Below are 18,284 nucleotides of genomic sequence, written 5' to 3'. Positions count from 1 at the left end.
AGTATGCAGACCCGCTTTCAGGCGCCTATCCGTCACGTGACTCCTGCTACGCCGGAGGTGTCCGTTCCGCTGAACGTGCCGCCGGTGGTGACTGGTTCGCATCCGGTTATTTCGGCGACTTCTACCGTCATCATTCAGGATGGTACGAACCCTCCGATTGTGGTGCGTACACACCCGACGGGTCCTCTACCGCCGTTCCCGGGGCAGGGTCAGGTTCCCGCTTTTCTGCGCACCTATACCGCTGATGAGGTGAAGGAGCGCCAGCAGATGCTCAAGAAGAACCTGCTGGTCCGCGCGGTTATTCTGTGTATTTTGAGCCTGGTTGAGGGCCTCATTATTTCCCAGTACACGCAGCCGTTGGCGATTTGCTTTGGTTTTGTGGCTGCTCTTTACCTGGTGGTTCAGATGTGGCCTCTGATGCGCCCTCCTCGTGATTCGGCGGATGCCTCCGTGTATAGCGTCTGGGCTATCTGTTCCCTCATCGGGTATGTTGCGGTGGGGCTGGTGCTTTCACCCATCACGTTCCTGTTGTTGATGCTTGACTGGGCTGGGGTTTCGATGGGGCTTGACCCCATGCTGGTGCTCGTTCTTTTGGGCCTGGTCTGGTTGAGCGAGGTTGGCTTATCGTTGCTGACCATTTACCGCTTCAATAATTTGAGGATTGCGATGGCGAATCGGGCAGATCAGCCGTCGTTGCCTGACAGTATTTCTGCGACGGTTGATCCGTCTATTTCTTCCTAAAGTTTTTGAGGCGGCGCGGTAGATGAACACCGCGCCGCCACCCACACACCACACACTCGCTCATACATCTTCCGCACACTATCAGCCGACATCCGAAAGATTCCGCTATGTCCGCCGTTGAGTCCTCTCCGCCATCCGCTCCGAACACCACCCATCCTACGAAGCCTGCCACCCCGACCCTCGTGTCGGTGGCAGGTTGGGTTCTGCTCGCTATTGCTGTGGGCTGGCTGGTGCTGATTGGGTACACGGGTGTCACGTATGCGACGACGCAGCTATCGCATTTTTCGACCTGGCGTGCCCAGTCGCTGGTGGAGGCGCAGGCGTACTACCCGGTGATGTTCTTGCTGGTTAGCGCCTTCGGTAACGTAACCCTGCACGGCTTCTGCACGGTGGCGTACCTGCGCGGTTACCGTTGGGCGGCGCTGGTGCTGTCGGTGGCGTTGGCGCTGGGTGTGTTGGCATCCCTGCTGATTATGCTGGCAGTCGCGGCTCTTCTGGGTACGTTGAATGGTGCGCCGAGCCAGGATGTTGAGCTGCTGCTCAGTAGCGCCTCCCCGCTGTACACGCCGGTATATATTGCTGCACCGTACATGCTGGTGTGTGTGGTCGCGTTGGCGTTGGTGTGGTCGCGTCAGTCGCGTTCGTACATGGAAGCGCGCCGTGATTGGCGCCTGCGCCGCAGCGAGGACTACCTGATTTAGCCTTGCAGATTCTGGCTGCGGGTCCCGGACCTGCGGCTCACCGATAACTTTATTCACCCAACCACAGTTAGGATGACTCGTGCACCCTACTTCCGAACCTGCGCACGAATCCACATCGCAGACTACCCCCGGCGCTGCTAAGCGCACATATGATGAGCGGGCGGCGTTTGAAGAGGCGAAAAGAAACCTCGGCATAGTCGGCGATAAGGAGCAGCAATTCGACCGGGGAATGGCGATTCTCGGTAAAGCGTATTCCATCGCGATGATGCTCATTCTGGTGTATTTCCTCCTGGATGCGTACCAGATTATCGTTACCGCGGGCCGGAGTGTGAACATCGGCTCGTTCCTTAGCTATGCCCTGCCGAAGGTTCTGTCTGACGCTGTCTTGGTGGTGCCGTTCCTCTGGTTCGTTCTGGACTATACCAAGTCAGGGTACGTTAATCCGCGCCGCCTGCTGATGCTGTACCTTCTGCTGTGTTCCTTGAGCGGTGTGCTCTCTTTTGCGGGTGTCTTTGGTCTGGCTCAGGTGCTTTTCCCTGCGTTTACCGCACTGGATCCGGTGTCGCATCCTGCCGCTGCTTCGTCTATGGTGTCGCAGGCTCTGGTCGGGGTGATTACGGCGGGTAGCGCCGTTCTCCTGTTTTTGCTGACTCGCCCGGCTGTGGGCGTGGTCCCGAGCCCCGCGGCGATTCGGGAGCAGATGCAGATCATCAAGGACAGCATGGCGGATGATGAGGAAGAGCCGACCCGTGAGGATGTTCTTCGTCAGCTTGAGAAGGAAGAAGGCCCGGTCAAGGACTCTACCGAGCAGCTGTTGCGTGAGCTTTCTGCCGATTATGCGCTCTCGAATGATCCGGTGGAGAAGAACCGCCTGCTGGCTGAGATACAGCAGATTCAGCGCGCCCAGAAGACGGGTGTAAAGCCTAACTTCGGAGGCACGTCTGGCGGGTCGGCTAAGCCCCAACAGGAAGCGCACGAGGGTGCGGAGGCGACCGCCGCCTCCACCGCGCCTGCCGCCCCTCAGGTGGTGCTCCCGCCCCGCCCGAAGACGCTGCGCGGCGTCATGTGGCTCGCTACAGCCATTATTATTCTGTCCGCAATCCAACGTATCTATGTATCTATCCATAACGAAGTGCCAGACCGCGTTATGGAAAATATGCCGGGCATCATCATTTCAGGCATATTTGCTACCTTCATCTTCTCTCTCATACCGATTTTCGTCCTCCGTCGACTGTGGAAGGGCCGTAGATGGGCGTACTTCCTCACCCTCTTCGGTAGTGCTTTTGTGGTTTTTATCGGGGCGATGAGTTTGCAATCTTTCATCTCGGCTGATTATTTCTCCAGGCTGGCGGATGAGTCGTTGACTTCAAGGCCCCGAGACTACGTAGTTTCCATCGTGGTGAGTGACATTATGGGAGCTTTTCTTACGGCCTTCTACCTGCTGATAGTCGTGCTGCTCATGAGCCGTCCCACCAGGTCGTTTATGGCTACCGCGAGGTTGGCATGGATAGAAGCACGTGAACAGGTGAACGCCGGTGACGGTTGGATTGTTGCGCATCAGGATGCAGAAACGCGTACTCACCTGGAAGAAGAACAGACACGCAGGGAAGAGAAGGAAGCTAACCGACGGGCTGAAGAAGCGGTCGCTCAGCAGTACAAGAGGGCCCGCCGTACGGATGCGCGGAAGAACTCCCGCAACGAACAGCGCGGCTACAAGGATACTTCCGTGTACACCGAGGAAGGCTACCGCCTCAACTAGGGCGGGAAGCCCCTCCCCATGGGGAGACTCTTTGCCACCTGCCCCGTGCTACAGCGCGCGAGGCAGGTGCGAAGAGAAGAAAGGAACAATGATGTCAGAACGTACCCCAAAGCAGCCGTTGAACGATCCGGAGTACACGGTTCCCGAGTACAGCGTGCTGCTACCCTCCGACGAGGCTGAAAATAGCACGGCAGAGGGCGATGCCGTCTCCAGCAACGTAATTTCCGGTAATGTCGCAGACACTAGCGCGGCGGAGGATAACGCGCCCGGCGGCAGCACCTCCGAGCACGCCAGCACCCCCGAGCAAACCACTACTGGCTACCGGAAGGCGACCACCGGCTACACTGCCGCCTCCGAGCAGGTAATTCCGGAGCGCCCGAAGGCTATGCGTAGCGTCATGTGGTGCGCTGCCGCCATTATCGTGCTGGGGCCCCTGAGTAATTTTCTGCCGATTCTAAGCGGGTCATATATCGATTTTGAGACGGTGGTGAGTGTTCTCTTCTCTGCCCTGGTGGTTACCCTCATCATCTCCGCCATCCCGATTTTTATTCTCTGGAAGATCTGGGATGGCCGCGAGTGGGCGCGCATTCTTACCATCATCTACTGCGCTCTCGCGGCTGCTAGCGGTGTGCTTATTCTTGCGGATAATTTCTCGGAGTTAAGCTCTAGAGCGGCTGCGGCGTCCAGCCTGGGGCGTGTCGCGAGCGGCATTTTTACTCTTGTTCTTTACCTCCTGATGATTGTGCTGCTGACTCGTGCTCCTATTAGGGTGTACACACAAATCGTTAGCGGGGCACGTGCGCTAGAACGCCAGCAGATGATGTCTGAGACGAGACAGGCTGCCGGTCAGGTGCCGGCGGAACTTCGAGAGCTTTTCGCTGATGATGAGGATGGAGAACGCACCTCATCAAAGGAAAACAACCCTCGCCCGCCACACCGTAGTGCGGGATGGGGAACATAGAAAGGGGCACCAACGTCAGGAGTTCCGAGGCTAGCCCTAGTAGCGCGGTAGACAGTAACACGGCAGAGGATAATGCATCCGGCGACAGCACTCCCGAGCACACCACTACCACCAAAATGCTCAGAGCATGAAAGGGTGGGGATACCAAACGGTATCCCCACCCTTTCGCGTTAAACATCGAAATCTTCTAGCTGGTAAAACCCTTTGAGTTGCCTAAAAGGTTCCAGGCTTCGTATAAAAACTCTACAAGGCCCGAAGAACTTACTCTATACTGAAAAAGTATTATTCTCTCAGCTAACTACATCAAATAACCCTTTTAGGTATGTTTTAAGTAAATCGACCTAAACGAGGGTAATAATCACCGACTTACGCACCATAGTGCGAGCATACGAGAGAAAGAACGACGATGTTGAACAATACTTCCGGTGCCTCCGCGGGCACACTGGCACCTCAACCTAATACCGCAGGATCGAACTTTCCGGCACCGAACTTCGCGGCACCCGCCGCAGTGGCGCCTCAGCTTCCGGTTCCTGTAGGTGCCCGCCCCGTGCATGGTGTGCCGGGTACTCAGCGCGCTATTACTCTTCCGTCGCCCCCCATTGCCATCTGGGCGGTATCCCTATTCTTGATGCTGTACATGTCCACATATCCTCTACAGCCTCTTGTAGGTCTAGAATTTACGGGCGTTTACATGTTTGCAGGTATGACGATGGGGCTTACGATGGTTCTCCCTATTGTTCTAGGAACGATCAGCGCCTGGTACCTCAATGAGGGCTATGAGTGGGCGCGAGTGGTGATTATTATCGAGGGTGCGTTACGCATGCTTCTGGACATTGTGGTTGTAGCTCTCTTTTATCACGTCTTTTTGACCGACGATTATAGTACGCAAGCGGCCAGGGTTATGTTTTTTGGCCCGTTTATGACCCTTCACGTCTTCTACGCGAAGATAGCTTTTGACTTCATCAGCCGCATCCTCATTATTGTTCTTCTCTGCCAGCCGCAGGTGGGGCGGTACATCCAAATGCGTGGAGGCCTGCGACGCATGGGCGTAAAGTAACCTCGCGGAGGTGTAGCTGGCTTCCGGGGCATCACCTCCACCGGGTTTGAGAGAACGCAAAAAGGTGGGGATACCAAACGGTATCCCCACCTTTTCTCATCCCCGGCTCAACGACCGAGAAGGACTCACGTATTACTCAGCAGATTCCTGCTTCGCCTTCGAACGGCCACGCAGGTACTCGATAATAACCGGCACCACTGAAACCGCCACAATAATCACAGCAATGTACTCAATGTTGTTATGCACGAACGGGATACCGCCCAGCAGCACACCCGCCAGACCAATCAAACCAATCCACGCAACCGCGCCAACAACATTCCACAGGTGGAACTTCTTACGGTCGTACGAAGAAATACCAGCCGCAAGAGACACAAAAGTACGAACAATCGGCACGAAACGACCCAGAACCAGAGCCAAACTACCGCGCTTCTGGAAGAACTCCTCGGTAGTGTGCAGGTTCTTAGTGCTCAGAATCTTCGCGTCATCCTTGAAGATCTTACGGCCGTAACGGGCACCAATCTGGTAGCCAACCTCAGCGCCAGCAATAGCAACCAGCACCAGGACCGGGAAAGCAACCCACAGGGACAGGCCCATCTGCTCATGAAGCATACCCAGAGCAAAAATCAGGGAGTCACCCGGAAGAACCGGGAAAAGAACACCGGACTCAATAAATACGATAATTGCCGAAACAACCAGAACCCAGGGGCCGGTATCGAGCAGGAACTGCTCAAGGTCGAGGCCCAAGAGCGCAACCGGAAGATGCGCCAAAGCGATGGCAAGAAAAGTCATGAAAAATCCTGAACTGTGAGTGGACCGCACGCACGGATCGGCGGCGGAATAACACCAGCATAGAAAGTGTACCTATGGTGAACATTGTGCAAAACTATGCGGAGGCTGTGTATTACTGGCACAATTCTACCGGCATTTACGCCGGACGCACGGGTGAGCGAGGCGTAAATCTCCCCACCATCGCGGCTAAACAGCCGGAGGTGACGCGGCGCTCGCACGCTTCCTCAAGAAATGACTATCCGCAGAGCCGGGCGATACCGGGGTGTGACATGATGGAAAGAGAGCACGGCGCGTCGCGGCGTAGCGATTGACCCAACCATCCACCGTTGGAGAGAACCATGAACCCCGAACAGCCAGCGTCCAGCCCCGCCGATCTCCTGCATGCTGAAGCCCGTGAAGTGTTGCGCCGCCTCACCGGCGTCGCTAATGCCGAGTTCCACGACGGCCAGTACGAGGCGATTCGCGCCCTCGTAGCCGACCGCGCCCGCACCCTCGTCGTGCAGCGTACCGGCTGGGGTAAGTCCGCAGTCTATTTCATTTCTTCCCTGCTGTTGCGTGCCCGCGGTATGGGCCCGGCGCTTATCGTCTCCCCGCTGCTTTCCCTCATGCGTGATCAGGTCGAGGCGGCATCCCGCGCGGGAGTGCGCGCCGCCATGGTGAACTCCGCGAACGTCACCGAATGGGATGAAATCCGCACCCGCCTCGAAGCTAACGAGCTCGACGTACTCCTAGTGGGCCCCGAACGCCTCAATAACGCGGCGTTCCGCGAGCAGTGGCTACCGTACCTGCTGTCGCGCCTGGGCCTGCTCGTCATTGATGAGGCGCACTGTATTTCTGACTGGGGCCATGACTTCCGCCCCGATTACCGCCGTATTGGTTCGCTCATTAAGTCTCTGCCGGTGGGTGTGCCGGTGTTGGCGACTACCGCAACCGCGAATGACCGTGTTAGCCGCGATATCGCCGAACAGCTCAGCACTGATACCACCGCACCTGTACATGTGTTGCGCGGTCCGCTGTCCCGCGAGTCCTTGCGCCTGGGTGTTCTGACCCTGCCTGATGAGGCGCAACGCATCGGTTGGCTGCTCACGCACCTGAACAGCCTGCCCGGTTCGGGCATTATCTACATGTTGACTGTCTCCGCGGCAGAAGATACCGCAAACGCTCTGCGTGCCAGCGGCTACGAGGTGCTTGCCTACACCGGCAAAACTGACCCGGATGAGCGGCTGGTTGCAGAGCAGGCGCTCAAGGAAAACCGGGTGAAGGCTCTTGTGGCGACGAGCGCCCTCGGTATGGGTTTTGATAAGCCTGATTTGGGTTTTGTCGTGCACCTGGGCGCGCCGTCGTCTGCGGTGAGCTACTACCAGCAGATTGGCCGCGCCGGACGAGGTGCCGTCAACGCTGATGTTCTGCTCCTGCCCGGTCGTGAAGACCGCGCCATTTGGGAGTATTTTGCGACCGCCTCCATGCCCAATGAGGAGCAGGCGCTGGCGGTGCTGGATGCCCTCGCCCACTCCCCGGAGGGGTTGAGCGTTACCGCGTTGGAGGCGCGCGTTCAGTTGCGCCGCTCCACCCTGGAGCTTCTGCTGAAGGTGCTAGATGTTGAGGGTGCCGCCGTGAAGGAAGGCAACTATTGGCGTCGAACCTCTTCGCCGTGGCAGTACGATAGTGCCCGTTACGCGGCGGTGGCGCAGGCGCGTGTGGTGGAGCAGAACGCCATGCTCGAGTATGAACGCACTAGTCAGTGCCGTATGCTTTTCCTAGCCCAGCAGCTTGATGATGATTCCGCGACTGCTTGCGGTCGTTGCGATGTGTGTGCGGGCCCCTGGTACCCGGTTGAAGTTCCTGCTGAGGCGCAGCAGGCGGCGCAGAGCAGCTTCAATACGGTGGGCGTGCCCCTGCAACCACGCCGCATGTGGCCGAGCGGGCTGGATCAGCTGATGGGTGCGGATGCGCCGCGCGGTCGTTTGTCTAAGGACGAGCAGGCTGAATCCGGTTACGCTTTGGCACGTCTGAGCGACATGGGGTACGGTACACGTCTGCGTGAGCTTCTGGCGACGAATGAGCTGGGTGAGCCGGTTGATTCTGAGGTCCCTGCCGAGCTGGGTCGCGCTTGTGTGAAGGTGCTTGCCGCTTGGGAGTGGTCTGAGGCAGGTCGTCCGGTGGCGGTGTTGACTTTGCCTTCGCCGGTGCGTCCTCGTTTGGCTCAGTCCCTGGGTAGGGGATTGGCGTCGGTGGGTCGTCTGGTGGATTTGGGCCGGGTGTCTCTGGTGGGGGAGCCGCGTTTCTTTGGCGGTAATAGCGCATTCCGCTGTGCGGATGTGCTGCGCTCGTACCGGGTGCCTGCAGAAGTTCTGGACTATGTGCATGAGCATCGGTGCCCTGTTCTGTTGGTTTCTGATGTCGTGGATTCGCGGTGGGCGTTCACGGCTGTGGCGCGTGAGCTACGGCTGGCGGGTGCTTCTGCGGTGTATCCTTTCTCTTTGGCTGCCACCCACTAGTTGCGCCCATTAGTGTTTATTTATTCCCCTGACGAGGTTGTATGTCATATTCGGAATATTCAAAATTGACGGTCACAGACGGTTCTTCCGCTGTGCTCAGCGATATTCCCGCTCGCCCCGAACACGGCGAGTGGATGGTCCGCGCCCTCGCCGAGGGTGCCGCCGCGGGTGAGCGTGGCGAGATCCCTATCGGTGCTGTGGTGGTGGATGAGCAGGGCGTCATTATTGGTTCGGCGGGTAATACCCGCGAGCGGGAGCATGACCCCAGCGCCCATGCGGAGGTGAACGCGATTCGTCAGGCGGCGGCGCATCGTGGTCAGTGGCGCCTGGACGGGTGCACGCTCGTGGTGACGGTTGAGCCGTGCCTGATGTGCGCCGGCACGATCCTGGCGTCGCGCGTTTCGACGGTGGTTTTTGGAGCTTGGGAGGAGAAGACGGGGGCTGCTGGCAGTCGTTACGATGTACTGCGTGACGGCAGGGTTGCTCCGGCTCCCGAGGTGTATGCGGGTGTGTGTGCTGATGAGTGTGCGCAGCTGATGGTGGACTTCTTTAAGGAACGCCGCCCCTGACCTGCCCTAGGCCTCACCCCTAAAGATGGTTTGTATAACGCGAAAAACCACGCAGAGATTGCGTGGCTTTTCGCGTTATTTGTACGAAAAACCCCATTTATTTGAAAAATACTTCAGAAATTTCAAAAATGACCCATGTTTTTTCATGAAAAGCCCACCACATCACACATAACCGGGTCTACCATATATAGGCATTGGAGCCTCCGCCTGCCTGCGCCTGACGTTCTACACCCCGCGTGGTGCCCGCGGATGACTCCCAGAAACTCACCCGAACCATCCATTCTCTGAGGGGATCTAACCGTGTTAAGCGTTGACAATATTTGGGCAAAAGGGCGCCACACTCCGCTTTTTGACCGCACCACCTTCTCAGTGGGCGAGGGTGAAGTCATTATCGTTCAGGCGGATAGCCAGTTGGAGCGTACCTCTCTCGCGTTGGCGCTGACTGGTCGCCTTCCCCTGTCCGGCGGAACGATTAGCTGGAGCAAGGGCGATGATGAGCCTCGCCGTATTTCGATGAAGCGTCTGCGTGCTCTCAGCAGCGTGGTGGACTCTCCTGATGTGACTGCTCCTGAGCAGCATATGCGCGTGCACGATTATGTGTCGGAGATGCTCTCCTATAATCTGCCGGTTTTTGGTCGTTCCCGTGCGAGCCGCTGGCTGAAGGAACGCGGTCTTGAGGACCTGGACGGCCTGTGGATGGATGAGCTTGATGGTGAGATGAACATTGAGCTGGTGGCGGCTTTGGCGCAGGCGAGTCCTTCGGACCTGCTGGTTTTTGATACGCCCTCCCGTCATTTGAACCACACCTATATGTGGCTTCCTTACCTGGAGGAGCTTGCCACTGACGAGGATCGCCCTCGCACTGTGGTGGCGATTGTTCCGCATATTTCGGAGTCCTGGCAGGGCGCCCGTGCTGTGGTGGGTAGTGTTCACATGGATCAGGACGGCGAGTTTGAGCCGGCTGAGGAGCCTGCAGAAGAGCTGACTGAGACGGAAGAGCTGACTGCGGCAGAGGAACTAACCCAGACCGAGCCTGTGATTGACGTGATTGAGGTGCGTGAGGTGGAGGAAATCCCCTCGGCCTCTTCGATTTCCCTCACCCCCGCGGTATCCGGCACTTCCGGAGCCGCTCAGACCACTGACCATAAGACTGATAACCAGAAGACCGGCAACCAGAAGACTGTTGCCCAGAAGACCGCTGAGAAGGAGTAAGAATGACTGTTCTGCGTGTGGCTCTTGTTGAGCTTAAGCGCCTGACCAGCGGTGTTCTGCCGGTTCTGGTGCTCCTTGCGATGTCCTGCATTCCGCTGCTGTACGGTGCCCTGTACCTGTACGGCAACTGGGATGCTTACGGCCATGTGAATGGCATTGTGGGTGCCCTGGTGGTTGAGGATGAGGGCGCGACGGATTCTGAGGGTCAGCAGGTGAATACCGGTGCTGACGTGAAGAAGAGCCTTCTAGATGCTGGCACGTTTGATTGGCGCCAGGTGCAGACTCGTACTGAGGCTGTCGAGGGTGTGGAGAACGGCACCTATGACTTTGCGATGGTGATTCCGAAGGATTTCTCGCGTAATTTGCAGAGTGCCGGTTCGTTTAAGCCTGATGCTGACGGTAAGACGGGCCCTATTGATGCGCGTTCGGCGGGTATTGAGGTCATTACGAATGACGCGAATAACTATGTGCTGACGAATATTGTCACGAAGGCGGGCACTGCGGTGCGTGATTCGGTGGCTGAGAAGGTCGGTAATTCGACGGCTAATTCGCTGTTGGCTAGCTTCACGACTATTCATTCGAAGATGGGTGAGGCTGCTGATGGTGCGTTGAAGGTGAATAACGGTACGGTGAAGCTGGCTGACGCTATCACTCAGCTGAAGGACGGCACCGCCACGGTGAATGATGGCGCCGTGAAGCTGAAGGACGGCACCTCCTCCCTGGCTGATGGCCAGTCCCAGTTGTTGGATGGTCAGAAGCAGTTGGCTGAGGGCGCTGCGAAGCTTGCTGATGGTGTTTCAACTTTGGATTCTGGCGCCGCGAAGCTGGATTCTGGCGCCGCGAAGCTTGCTGATGGTGCCTCGAGCTTGAAGGATGGTTCGTCGACCTTGGCTTCGGCGGCGGCGTCTGCTTCTGAGGGTGCGTCGAAGCTAAAGGACGGTTCGGCGACCCTGGCTGAGGGTACTGCGAGCTTGAAGGACGGTTCAGCGGCGGTTGCGAAGGGCGCTAATGATTTGGCGTCGGGTATTCATCAGTTGCGTGAAGGCATGGATCAGGCTGGTATTCGTGAGTTGCCGGCTGAGCTGAACGCGATGTGCATGCGTCTGCATGAGACGGATACTTCTGCTGGTAGCGGCGATTTTGGTCGTGACTTGTCGAATACTGTGGTGTCTGCGAGTGCGCAGAAGGTGCGTGCTCAGGTGACTCCGCTGGTTGAGGCGGGTACGTTGACTCAGGAGCAGGCTGATCAGCTGGTCGCTGCTGTTGATTCTGAGGAGACGAAGAATGAGGTTGCTGAGCTGAATCAGAAGGCTCTGCAGTCGCATCTGGCTACTCGTGATGCTGCCGCTACTGATGCCCTGTCGAAGTTGAGTGCGTTGAAGTCGAGCCATTGTGTGTCTGATGGTACGTCGTCGACTGCGGCAAAGATTCAGACTTTGGTGGCTGGCGTGGATTCGCTGGATTCCGGTGCGTCTTCGCTTGCCAAGGGCGCTTCGTCGGTGGCTGATGGTGCCGCTCGTGTGGATGCTGGCGCGTCCTCGTTGGCGTCGGGTTCGGCGACCCTGGCTGATGGTAATTCCAAGATCGCTTCGGGTGCTTCGAGCCTTGCGAGTGGTTCTGCGACTCTGGCGGGTGGTGCTTCTGAGCTGAAGGAGGGTACTGATTCTTTGAAGAACGGCACTGCCGAGCTGAAGGATGGTAGCGGTACTTTGGCGGAGAAGGAGCAGTCTGCGGTTGAGGGTCAGCAGAAGCTGGCTGATGGCGCGAATGAGCTGAAGGATGGTGCGTCGCAGCTTTCTGACGGTACGGCGAAGCTGTCTGATGGTTCTACTCAGCTGAATGATGGTGCTTCCGAGTTGAAGGATGGCACTTCGTCGTTGGAGAGCGGTCTGGCTTCTGGCGCTAAGCAGGTTCCGAGCCTTGCGCCGACTGAACAGGCGAAGGTTGCGGATACGATGTCGAACCCTGTGACTTTGTCGCATGAGTCGCTGGCGTCGGCTCGTAACTATGGTGAGGGCATGGGCCCGTTCTTCATGTGCTTGGCGCTGTGGATTGGTGGCCTGATGCTGGTTCAGACGCTGCGCGTGATGAATAACCGTGCGTTGGCTTCGCATGCTCCGTCGATTCGTGTGATGCTCGGTAGCTGGATGCCGTTCGGACTGGTAGGTATTGCTCAGGCGACTCTGATGTTCGCGGCGATTAAGTTTGGTTTGGGCTTTGAGATGGCTCATCCGTGGCTGGTGTGGCTGTTCCTCTGCTATGTGGCTCTGGTCTTTACCGGTTTCATTCATGGTCTGACGGTGATCTTGGGTGCTCCGGGCAAGCTGGTTGCTTTGGTCATTCTGATTCTGCAGCTGATTACTGCGGGCGGCACGATGCCCTATGAGACTCTGCCTGAGTCGATTCGTTGGATGCATGATTTCTTCCCGATGAGTTATGCGGTGGCGGGTACGCGTCGTTTGGCGTATGGCATTAATGAGTCGAGCCTGTGGGGCATCATGCTGGTGTTGACCCTGTGGGGTTTGGCTGGTTTGGTGTTGGGTTACATTGGCACGCGTCGTGATCGTACGTGGTCGTTGAAGAAGCTTGCACCGGAGATTGAGGTTTAGGCGCCCTGCCGGCTAGCACCGGGGAAAACTGTCTAATAAAATAGAGGTATATCTGCAAAAAGGGAGGGAGGACTTCTGATGTTGCAGCGCCCTGTCGCTGAAGCTGCAAGTCGTCGTCCCGGCCGTACTGGTAAAACTCAGTTGAAGTTGTTCAACGCTGCCATGGATATCATGACCCAGAAGGGGCTTGAGTACGCCACTGTTGAAGAGGTGGCTGCCCGGGCGGGTGTTTCTAAGGGAACCGTGTATTACAACTTTGGTTCTAAGAAGACCATGGTGGATCAGCTGGTCCAGTACGGCACGCAGTTGCTGCTGAGCGATGCGCGTCGCGCGGCGTCGGTTCATTCTGATCCGCGTGAGGCGTTGCGGAGTGCTATTCGTGCCGCGTTCCAGTATCTTGAGGACCGTCCGGGTTTTACTCGGATGTGGCTTTCGGAGGCGTGGAAGGGTGCGGATGGTTGGACTGAGGCGATGAGCGATAACCGTCTGAATCTTCTGAATTATTTGGAGGAGATGACGGAGGCTGTGGCTCGCCGCTATACGGTTGATACCGCTCAGAATCCTCGTGCGATTGCGATCTCTATGTTCGGCGCGATTTATATGCTTGCCATGGATCGTGAAGTGCATCAGGCGGAGCGTAATGCTGAGGATGCAACGCGTGCTGTCATGCTGGTTGTAGATGGGTATATCCGTCATTAGGCGGACCTGTTGGGTCTGCAGACGTAGCCGGGACTTCGGTGTCGGGTGTCGAAAAGGGCACGGTTAAAGGGGCCGTGAAAGAGGCGACACCCGGCTGCCGTACGCGCACGATATGTAGGCTCATTCTTGCCCTCCTGTTGGGGGTGTGCTATAGTTTTCCACTGTTGGTGGTGTGTCCGAGCGGCCGAAGGTGCATCACTCGAAATGATGTTTGGTGTAAAAGCCAACGGGGGTTCAAATCCCTCCACCACCGCACCAACGAAAACCCGTCGAGATTCGTCTCGGCGGGTTTTTGCATGTCCGGATTGTTTCGGATTGTTCTGGGGTGGTGCTGGCGGGTGCATTGGTGGGTGCGCTGGTGGGTTCTGCGCGGCGGTATTCGCCTCGTTTTATAGGGTGTGTGCCACTTCCGGGGCTTTGCCGGTGCTTGCTGATTCGGGGGTGGGTAAAATCGTATTATGCGTATTAAGATTCTTGACCACCCGCTGGTCTCTCACAAGATTAGTGTTCTGCGTGATAAGAACACTCCGTCCCCGATTTTCCGTCAGCTGGTTGATGAGCTGGTGACCCTTCTTGCCTATGAGGCGACTCGCGAGATTCGTGTGGAAGAGGTTGAGGTTGTGACTCCGGTGGCGACTACTACCGGTGTTCGTATTGCTGATCCGAAGCCGCTGGTTGTTCCGATTCTGCGTGCTGGTCTGGGCATGCTGGAGGGTATGACCCGTCTGGTTCCGACCGCTGAGGTGGGTTTCCTGGGTATGGCTCGTAATGAGGAGACCCTGGATATTGTGACGTATGCTGAGCGTCTGCCGGAGGACCTGACTGGTCGTCAGGTGTACCTGCTGGACCCGATGCTGGCTACCGGTGGCACTCTGATTGAGGCCATTAAGTTCCTGCGTGAGCGTGGTGCTGAGTCTGTGACGTGCGTGTGCCTGATTGCTGCTCCTGAGGGCATTGCTGCTCTGGAGAAGGGCATTGAGGGTATGGAGAATGTTGACCTGTTCCTGGCTGCTCGTGATGAGCGTCTGAACGAGAAGGCGTACATTATTCCGGGTCTGGGTGACGCCGGTGACCGCCTGTACGGTCTGGCTGAGTAGTTTTCAGCGTTATTCACGTGATGTGAGTGGGGCGCCTCTGCATATGTTTAAGCATGTGCGGGGGCGCTTTGTTGTGTCTGCTGGAGGCCGTGTGCAGGTCATATGGTGTGGTGTTGGGGGATGTGTGTCTAACGGTCTGCTGTCTTGGGTGTTTATGGTGTTGTTGGGCGCTTGTGTGGGTTTATGAAACACCCTTGATAATATGTGATGAGGAACACTATAGTGCTTTGAGGGGCTCAAAATATATTGAGCATATTCACAGCTTCACATGAAAATACAGGGTGAAACCAGTAAATAAAAGAAGCTATGAATATTTATAAGAGAAAAAATACTGAAAGCTTCAGGTAGTCCCTGAAACCCCAAAACGCGAGAGGGGGTATTGTACTCCTCTCGCCCATAAAGATGAATCCACTATGCCGAATCCGCTTGATTTATCCGTCAAATAGGAGAAATATTAAGTAAGAGGATTGAAGCTCGAACAGGTATTGGGGACTGTTTGACTCGGCGTCACTTCCGGCGCACCCCACACTACGTACGACAGGGATCCCGTACACAGACTTTGAGAGAAGGTTGAATCATGTCAGGCGCTGTACCTGGATATGTGCACATCTCCCAGCGCGGCCGCGCCGCTAAGCGCCAGGTCGTGCAGCCTCAGCGTCCCGTTGCGCAGGCTGCAACGTTGCGTCCGATGACTTTCTCAGCCGGTGACCCTGCCCATAAGCAGGCTCAGGAAAATGAGGCACGCGGCTTTGTGCTCTATGTTGGTTTGAACGAGGAACTTGCTGCAGCGAACGGCACCTCCCTGGTGCGTATCGTTCAGGATTTGCGCACTTATGCACACCACCTGGCTCCCGAGTCGGAGTCGTACGCCGCTGTGGCGTTGGCTCCGGTGAACGCTGAGGGTAGCGACCTTGAGGTGGTACGTAATGCGCTCGGCGACCCGACCGCAATGTACATGCACCCGGAGGCGAATGTCGCCCGCGAAGCAGAGACCACGAATAGCCACTCTTCGGGTGTGCTGATTGATTTGGCACGCCGCGAGGTGTTCCTGGATGGTGAGCCGCTCATGCTGACCTTCAAGGAATTCGAACTGCTGGCACATCTGGTGGAGAATTCTTCCCGCACCGTGGGTCGTGAGGAGCTGCTGAAGGCGCTGTGGAGCTCCGGTGACGAGCATCCGCATGAGCGTACGATTGACGTGCATATTCGTCGTCTGCGTTCGAAGCTGGGTCGCCTGTCGGGTACCGTGCGTACGGTGCGCGGTCAGGGTTACCGCTTCTTTGAGCACCCCGAGGTTGTTGTCTGGGCTGCTCCGGAATACTCGATTTAGCGTGTACAGAATTTAGCTTCTGTAGAGTGCACCCCGGTGTGCTGGCGTGATGCCGGTGCGCCGGGGTTTACTTGTGCCCGCCTGGGGGTGTTAGTGTGCGTGCTGTGGCGGCGTGCGGCACGTTCCGGCGCCCTCTAGATAGAATGGGTGTATGGCTGAAAATTCTTCCAACACTGCAGCTGGCTCGCACCGCAGCGGGGTCAAGCGTCTGATTATTATGCGCCATGCGGAGGCTGATTGGGGTCTGAATGATTTTGATCGTCCTCTGACGAAGCGCGGCCATGAGCAGGCTGCCGCTGCTGGCGCCTGGCTGGCGGCTCGCGGTTATATTCCGGAGCAGATTATGTCGTCGTCGGCTTTGCGTACTCGTCAGACGACGACTTGGGTTTCGGATGGTTTGGGGGCGAAGGCGCCTACCGCTCATCTGGATGAGGGGCTGTACGAGGTGTCTGCGTCCCGCATTATTGCGCGCATTAACAGTGTTTCGGAGAATGTTCATTCTCTGATGGTGGTGTCGCATCTGCCCGGCGTGCAGGATGCCGCGCAGCGTCTGATGAGCCCAGATTCTGACCCGAACGCGTCCATGGATGTGTATTACGGTTTCCCGCCCTCTTCCATTGCGGTATTTGAGGTGCCGGGGGAGTGGGCTCTGCTTGATGGTGCGGATGCGCGCCTCGTGGATTTCAAGTGCTTCTAGTCCTGAAACTTCTAGCCCAAGAGCTTCTAGGCTTCGTGCCTGAATGAGATGGGTAAAGCAAAAGCCCCGTACCAACCGGTACGGGGCTTTTTGTGGCGGAGACGGGGGGATTTGAACCCCCGGTCGAGTTTAACCCCGACCCTTCATTAGCAGTGAAGTCCATTCGGCCGCTCTGGCACGTCTCCACGGTGCGCTCGTGAGCGCATCCCTATAAGAATATAGGCTGTTTTGCGCTTGGTCAATTCGGCCCGTGCTTTGGAGGATATCTCTGAGTATGTGTTGCTTTATAGGGCGGATTATGGATTGTGCGCTTTGAGGCTCATATACATTTTCGATAGACTGCTACTGTCCAACCGATAAATAGAGGGCGTCTCTGGCGTGTGATTTTTCCATGCAACGTTGCCAGAGGTGTCTTATTTACTCAACGAAATGAGAGATCATGTCTGAAAACCCCAACAACCCCCAGCCCCAGTTCAACCAGGACCCCCAGTTTAGCCAGCAGGCACCTCAGTTCAATCAGCAGGCTCCTTACGGTGTGCCCGTTCAGACCCCTGAGCAGCAGGCTCAGGCGAAGAAGGCAAAGACCCTGTCGATTGTCTCTCTGGTGAGCGGTATTGTGAGCTTCTTTGTCCTCGGTTTCATCCTTGGTGCTGTAGCTATTGCGACCGGCCGCCTGGCTATGAATAACCCCGAGCTGAAGAACCGCGGTATGGCTATTGCCGGTACTGTTCTGGGTGTCGTCAGTATTATTTTGCTGGTCGCTCTGAAGATTTTTGTAAAGCAGTAAGATTGAAGCTACCTGCAGTAGCCTCATGATTTGAGGAAGCCCGCGTGTACTCCGTGTGCACGCGGGCTTTTGCGTGCCTAATTAGTTTTCTAATTAGTGCATATATGGTGCGTATAGCTCCAGAATGACGAATCCGTTTGTGCCCACCTCAGCGATAGGTTAGGGTGAGTAAGGTTCAATACACACCATTCACACGAAAGAGGGACCACATGTCTCAGAACCCGCAGGACTCTAACTCCTACGACTACAACCCGGAATACGGCAACCTGAACGAGCAGAACGCTCAGAACGGTCAGCAGCAGTACCAGCAGCCTGGTCAGTACGGTCAGCCCATGATGGTGCCCGTCGGCATTGTTCAGAAGACCCCCGAGCAGCTTGCTGGCGAGAAGGCTGGTCAGACCTCCATGGTGCTCGGCATTATTGGTCTGATCTGCAACTTCTTTGTTAGCTGGTGGCTGTTCGGTCTGCCCTCGCTGATCATGGGTGTTATCGGCATTATGAAGGCTAATGAGGCTGAGCGTTTTGGCACTGCAGCTTCGGGTGGTCGCATCATGGGCTGGATTAACGCAGCTTTTGGTGGCCTATTCTTGGTTGTAATCGGTGGTTTCCTGCTGCTGGGTCTTATCGGCGCGGCAGGTGCTGCTTCTTCCTCTTCCAACCACTTTACTGAGCTGGTCAGCACCTTGGCACTCTTCTAAAAGGTCTCGCCCTCCTAGAGGGTACATAAAAGCCCCGTTTCTCGTATGAACTGCGCCCCGAAACTTGGACGCTATAAATA

General features: G+C 56.7%; 16 protein-coding genes and 2 tRNA genes. 16 read left to right on the top strand and 2 right to left on the bottom strand.

Features of this window, described 5'->3' with window-relative positions; genetic code table 11:
- The first annotated feature begins 3 nt into the window (after positions 1–3).
- From HMPREF2879_RS01340 to HMPREF2879_RS01320, 5 genes are all read left to right on the top strand, one after another.
- A complete protein-coding gene (locus HMPREF2879_RS01340; protein WP_239663321.1) occupies positions 4–741 on the top strand; it encodes an organic solvent tolerance protein OstA in 738 nt (245 codons plus the stop codon).
- 107 nt (positions 742–848) lie between these two features.
- On the top strand, positions 849–1,442 hold the full coding sequence (locus HMPREF2879_RS01335; protein ID WP_049349909.1) for a flagellar type III secretion system protein FlhB: 594 nt from the start codon (positions 849–851) through the stop codon (positions 1,440–1,442).
- A gap of 79 nt (positions 1,443–1,521) precedes the next feature.
- Positions 1,522–3,201 (top strand): ABC transporter permease, encoded by a 1,680-nt coding sequence (locus HMPREF2879_RS01330; RefSeq protein WP_070634638.1) that lies wholly within the window; start codon positions 1,522–1,524, stop codon positions 3,199–3,201.
- Positions 3,202–3,292: 91 nt separating this feature from the next.
- On the top strand, positions 3,293–4,162 hold the full coding sequence (locus tag HMPREF2879_RS01325; protein WP_070634637.1) for a multidrug ABC transporter permease: 870 nt from the start codon (positions 3,293–3,295) through the stop codon (positions 4,160–4,162).
- A 406-nt stretch (positions 4,163–4,568) separates the two neighbouring features.
- Positions 4,569–5,219, top strand: coding sequence for a phage holin family protein (locus tag HMPREF2879_RS01320; RefSeq protein ID WP_070634636.1), 651 nt, complete (start codon positions 4,569–4,571; stop codon positions 5,217–5,219).
- Positions 5,220–5,351: 132 nt separating this feature from the next.
- Here the strand turns inward: HMPREF2879_RS01320 and HMPREF2879_RS01315 are convergent, their stop codons facing one another.
- Positions 5,352–6,008 (bottom strand): DedA family protein, encoded by a 657-nt coding sequence (locus tag HMPREF2879_RS01315; protein ID WP_049349914.1) that lies wholly within the window; start codon positions 6,006–6,008, stop codon positions 5,352–5,354.
- Positions 6,009–6,346: 338 nt separating this feature from the next.
- Between HMPREF2879_RS01315 and HMPREF2879_RS01305 the strand changes: the two genes are divergently transcribed.
- The 9 genes from HMPREF2879_RS01305 (at position 6,347) to HMPREF2879_RS01265 (ending at position 16,719) form a co-directional block, all read left to right on the top strand.
- Positions 6,347–8,506, top strand: a complete 2,160-nt coding sequence (locus HMPREF2879_RS01305; RefSeq protein ID WP_070634635.1) for a RecQ family ATP-dependent DNA helicase — start codon at positions 6,347–6,349, stop codon at positions 8,504–8,506.
- A 41-nt stretch (positions 8,507–8,547) separates the two neighbouring features.
- Complete coding sequence (locus HMPREF2879_RS01300) at positions 8,548–9,075, top strand: nucleoside deaminase (RefSeq protein ID WP_049352318.1); 528 nt, start codon at positions 8,548–8,550, stop codon at positions 9,073–9,075.
- A gap of 300 nt (positions 9,076–9,375) precedes the next feature.
- A complete protein-coding gene (locus tag HMPREF2879_RS01295; RefSeq protein ID WP_070634634.1) occupies positions 9,376–10,287 on the top strand; it encodes an ATP-binding cassette domain-containing protein in 912 nt (303 codons plus the stop codon).
- A 2-nt stretch (positions 10,288–10,289) separates the two neighbouring features.
- The gene (locus HMPREF2879_RS01290; RefSeq protein ID WP_070634633.1) at positions 10,290–12,896 is read left to right on the top strand and encodes a YhgE/Pip domain-containing protein; all 2,607 of its coding nucleotides are present in this window, start codon (positions 10,290–10,292) and stop codon (positions 12,894–12,896) included.
- A gap of 78 nt (positions 12,897–12,974) precedes the next feature.
- Entirely contained in the window at positions 12,975–13,595 is a 621-nt protein-coding gene (locus tag HMPREF2879_RS01285) for a TetR/AcrR family transcriptional regulator (protein ID WP_070634632.1), read from the top strand.
- Between the two features lie 166 nt (positions 13,596–13,761).
- Positions 13,762–13,848: transfer RNA gene (locus tag HMPREF2879_RS01280), tRNA-Ser, on the top strand.
- Positions 13,849–14,053: 205 nt separating this feature from the next.
- A complete protein-coding gene (gene upp / locus HMPREF2879_RS01275; protein WP_005507583.1) occupies positions 14,054–14,692 on the top strand; it encodes a uracil phosphoribosyltransferase in 639 nt (212 codons plus the stop codon).
- A gap of 577 nt (positions 14,693–15,269) precedes the next feature.
- Positions 15,270–16,022 carry a winged helix-turn-helix domain-containing protein gene (locus tag HMPREF2879_RS01270; protein WP_005507582.1) on the top strand — a complete coding sequence of 251 codons (753 nt, stop codon included), beginning with the start codon at positions 15,270–15,272 and terminating at the stop codon, positions 16,020–16,022.
- A gap of 151 nt (positions 16,023–16,173) precedes the next feature.
- Positions 16,174–16,719, top strand: a complete 546-nt coding sequence (locus HMPREF2879_RS01265) for a SixA phosphatase family protein (protein WP_049352305.1) — start codon at positions 16,174–16,176, stop codon at positions 16,717–16,719.
- A gap of 93 nt (positions 16,720–16,812) precedes the next feature.
- Here the strand turns inward: HMPREF2879_RS01265 and HMPREF2879_RS01260 are convergent.
- Positions 16,813–16,904, bottom strand: a tRNA-Ser gene (locus HMPREF2879_RS01260).
- A gap of 254 nt (positions 16,905–17,158) precedes the next feature.
- Here HMPREF2879_RS01260 and HMPREF2879_RS01255 point away from each other — a divergent pair.
- Both HMPREF2879_RS01255 and HMPREF2879_RS01250 read left to right on the top strand, forming a co-directional pair.
- Complete coding sequence (locus HMPREF2879_RS01255; RefSeq protein WP_049340397.1) at positions 17,159–17,506, top strand: DUF4190 domain-containing protein; 348 nt, start codon at positions 17,159–17,161, stop codon at positions 17,504–17,506.
- 209 nt (positions 17,507–17,715) lie between these two features.
- Positions 17,716–18,204 (top strand): hypothetical protein, encoded by a 489-nt coding sequence (locus tag HMPREF2879_RS01250; RefSeq protein ID WP_005504421.1) that lies wholly within the window; start codon positions 17,716–17,718, stop codon positions 18,202–18,204.
- Positions 18,205–18,284: the final 80 nt, after the last annotated feature.

Source organism: Rothia sp. HMSC069C04 (assembly GCF_001812895.1).
Classification (GTDB): domain Bacteria; phylum Actinomycetota; class Actinomycetes; order Actinomycetales; family Micrococcaceae; genus Rothia.
This window is presented reverse-complemented; position numbering and strand designations above follow the sequence as displayed.